The following is a 3,690-nucleotide window of genomic DNA, read 5'->3' on the forward strand; positions in this document are numbered from 1 at the left end:
GCCCGACGCGGCGCCCGGCCCGGCGCCGCCCCCCGTCCAGGTGCGGATCGCGGCGGTGGCGCTGCCCACCGCGGTGATCGCCGACGGCCGGACCGCCCTGGTGTGCACCGAGGCCGAGGAGGGGCGGCAGACCTCGGTCATCGAGGACCCGGTGGTGGTCGCCACCCTCTACGGCATGTTCGGCTCCATCTGGGGCGGCGCGGTGCCCGCCGCCCGCCCGCTCGACTTCGGCAACCGCGCCCGTACCGAAATGGTCCGCCGGGTGCTGGCCCGGCTGCGCGACGGCGTCACCGACGAGGCCGCCGCCCGCGATCTTGCGATCTCGGTGCGTACGTACCGTCGCTATGTCACCGGGATCCTGGAGCTGCTGGAGGCGAACTCCCGTTTCCAGGCGGGGGTGCGCGCCACTGAGCTCGGCATCCTTGGAAATACTTCCACATGATAATTTCGTTTTCCCCATCGACATTGTGATCCGGAGCGTGCTGGCGATAGGTTGCCTGCGGGCGTGCCGAGATCTGGCAACAGCCGGTAATGCAAGGGGATTTGGGGATGACCGAAGGGCACGGAAGGGGCGCGACCGCCACGGCGGGCGCGGACGGCGGGCCGAGTACGGACGAGCCGCATTCACCCCGACCGGGACATGCGCGAAAGACCGGCGACAGCGGCGGAAATGGTGAGAAGTCACGGTCCGATGACAGTCGGAAAATGACCGGAGCGACATCTGGTGCGGCCCCCGCCGACCGGCGGAGAAGCCTGTTCCGGGGTGTGCTGCCGCCGCTGGTATTCGGGCTGTTGCTGCTTGTCGTCTGGGACATCGTGACCCGGACCGGCGCCGTTGCGGAGTTCTATCTTCCGGCTCCGCTCGACCTCGCGCGGCATTTCCTCGACGACGTGTTCCACGGTGATCTCGTCGAGTACACCAAGGAGACGGTGTGGGAGGCGCTGGCGGGCAGCGGGATCGGGATCGCGGTGGCGCTGCCGCTCGGCTATCTGATCGCCCGCAGTGAGCTGGCGGCCGCCGCGCTCCAGCCGTATGTGGCCGCCTCGCAGGCCATGCCCGCGGTGGCGCTGGCCCCCCTGCTGGCCCTGTGGATCGGCTACGGACTGCTGCCCATCGCCGTCCTCTGCGCGCTGCTGGTCTTCTTCCCCATCCTCGTCAACACCGTGCTGGGGCTGCGTTCACTGGACCCCGATGTGATGGGGGCCGCGCGGGTGGACGGGGTGGGGTGGTGGGGGATGCTCTGGTACATCGAGCTTCCGCTCGCCCTGCCCAGCGTCCTCGCGGGGGTGCGCAACGGCCTCACGCTCTCCATCACCGGCGCGGTCGTCGGCGAATTCGTGATGGGGGGCGACGGACTGGGGCAGTTGCTGTCGGTGCAGCGCCAGGAGGCCGACACCATCGGACTGTTCTCGACGCTCGTCATGCTCGGCCTTCTCGCCGCCGTCCTGTACGGAGTGGTCCGCCTGGTCGAGCGGCTCGTTCAGCGCGACTGACAACTTTCATCCCAGAGGATCCCAGAGGAGAAGTACGTGCGTTTCGTGCAGACGCCCATGAGGCGTGCTCGCAGACACCGGGTCATGGGCGCGGCCCTCGCGTCGATGGTGGCCCTGGCCACTTTGACCTCATGCGCCGAGGAGCCGAAGAACGCGGGGGCCAAGGGCGGGACAAGCATCACGGTGGGGCTGACCTACACCCCCAACATCCAGTTCTCGCCGTTCTATGTGGCCGCCGAAAAGGGCTACTACAAGGACGCCGGACTCAATGTGACGCTGCGCCACCACGGCGCGGCCGAAGATCTTTTCGGGGCCCTCTCCTCGGGCAAGGAAGATGTGATCTACGCGGGCGGTGACGAGATGCTCCAGGCGCGCGCCAAAAATGTGCCGGTCGTGGACATCGCCACCTTCTACCAGAAATATCCGGTGGGGCTGATCGTGCCCAAGGATTCCGAGATCCGTACCCCCGCCGACCTCAAGGGTCGGAAGATCGGCACACCCGGTCCCTTCGGCGAGACCTATTTCGGTTTGCTGGCGCTCCTCAAGGAGGGCGGCCTTTCCACCAAGGACGCCAAGGTACAGAACATCGGCTTCACCCAGCAGGCGGCCCTCACCGGAAACAAGGTGGAGGGGGTGATGGGCTATCTCAACAATGACGCCGTCTCGTTCAAGGAGGCCGGTAAGGATGTCCGGTCGATTACCCTCGACTCGGGCACGGCCGGAGATCCGCTGGTGGGCGTGGGTCTGGGCGCCAAGAAGAAGACGCTCGACAAGCGCGGGGACGACATCGGGAAGTTCGTCGACGCCTCTTTGCGCGGACTGCGCTATGCCATCGACCACCAGGACGAGGCGATCAAGCTCAGCGAGAAGTACGTACCGGGGCTGCGCGGCGAGAAGCAGCGGAACAACGCCCGCGCCGTGCTCAAGGCCACCGCGCCGCTGATGAAGAACGACCAGGGCGAGCTGGGCGCGATCGACCCGCAGACCTGGACCCGGATGGCCGACTTCATGTACGACCAGGGGCTCCTGGAGAAGACCGTCACGCCGGAGGACGCCTACGACACGTCGTTCCTGCCCAAGTCGTAGGTTCTTCCATGCAGTTCGGGTCGCGGCGGGCGGTTCTCAGGTGCTCGCCGTCCGGCCGTACAGCGCGGCGGTCACGGTGAACGCGGCCGCCGCGCCCAGCGCGAGCGCCAGCCAACTGCCCGTCGCCGAGGCGTGGGCGACGATGAACAGCCCGAGCGGCGGCCCGGAGGCCGTGCCCAGATTCCAGGCCAGCGACGCGAGCGCGCTCGCCCGGCCCACCGCTTCCTCGCCCGACCAGCGCAGCAGCAGCGGATAGAAGGCGGAGGAGTACATCAGCTCGCCCGCCGCGAAGAGCACCGCGAAGGCCAGCAGCAGCCCGTACCGCACGGCGGCCGGAGCCGCCTCACCGGCCAGCGCCGCGCCCAGACCGCAGCCGAACGCCACCGCCCACAGCACCGGACCGCCCGCCAGGACCACGGTCTCCGGCAGCCGCTCCAACCGGCCGCGCAGCAGCGGCTGAAGGGCGATCAGGGCGAAGGAGTTGGCCGCCACCACCACGCTGACCCAGCCCAGCGTGACCGCCATCCGGTCGTGCAGCAGCAGCGGTACGGTCGCCTCGATCTGGGTGAAGCCGACGATCGCGAAGAGCGCCTGGGCCAGGATCAGCAGGGCCATGGGACGGGCGCGCAGCAGGGAGCGATAGGTCGGCCCGGGTCCGGACGGCTGGGCGTCGCCGGACCGTTCCACCGACTCCACCGACTCCACCGGCTCCACCGCCTCCTTCGCCTCCTTTGCCTCGGCTCCGGCCCGGGGCCGTACGCCCAGGATCACCGCGATCAGCGGCAGCGCCGCCAGCCCGTTGGCCAGGTACAGCCAGCGCAGCGTGCCCGCCGGGGTGTCCGCGCCGTGCAGCGCGAGCCCCGCCGCGACCGAACCCAGCCCGATCCCGGCGTTGTTGACGATATGCCGGATGGCGAAGGCCGCGCGGCGGCCGCTCTCGGGGACGGCCGTGTCCACGACGCCCACGATCGAGGCGTAGAAGAGCCCGAAGCCGACCCCGACGCACACCCCCGAGGCGAGCACCAGCGGCACCGAGTCGGCCGGTGCCAGCAGGGCGTATCCGGCCGCGAGCGCCGCGGCGCCCAGCGCGCCGACCCGGTGCGGGCCGCC

General features: G+C 69.5%; 4 protein-coding genes. 3 read left to right on the top strand and 1 reads right to left on the bottom strand.

From position 1 onward, the window contains the following. The 3 genes from KN815_RS47570 to KN815_RS47580 all read left to right on the top strand — a co-directional run. The coding region (locus KN815_RS47570; protein WP_372458655.1) for a helix-turn-helix transcriptional regulator at positions 1 to 442 on the top strand (442 nt) is incomplete at its 5' end. A gap of 488 nt (positions 443 to 930) precedes the next feature. Next, a complete protein-coding gene (locus KN815_RS51340; protein ID WP_253209705.1) occupies positions 931 to 1,494 on the top strand; it encodes an ABC transporter permease in 564 nt (187 codons plus the stop codon). An 84-nt stretch (positions 1,495 to 1,578) separates the two neighbouring features. Further along, a complete protein-coding gene (locus tag KN815_RS47580; protein ID WP_253209704.1) occupies positions 1,579 to 2,580 on the top strand; it encodes an ABC transporter substrate-binding protein in 1,002 nt (333 codons plus the stop codon). Positions 2,581 to 2,616: 36 nt separating this feature from the next. Here the strand turns inward: KN815_RS47580 and KN815_RS47585 are convergent. Next, positions 2,617 to 3,690 (bottom strand): MFS transporter (locus tag KN815_RS47585; protein WP_216347989.1); only part of this gene is annotated, 1,074 nt, incomplete at its 5' end.

Origin of the sequence: Streptomyces niphimycinicus, from assembly GCF_018883605.1 — a bacterium.
GTDB lineage: Bacteria > Actinomycetota > Actinomycetes > Streptomycetales > Streptomycetaceae > Streptomyces > Streptomyces niphimycinicus.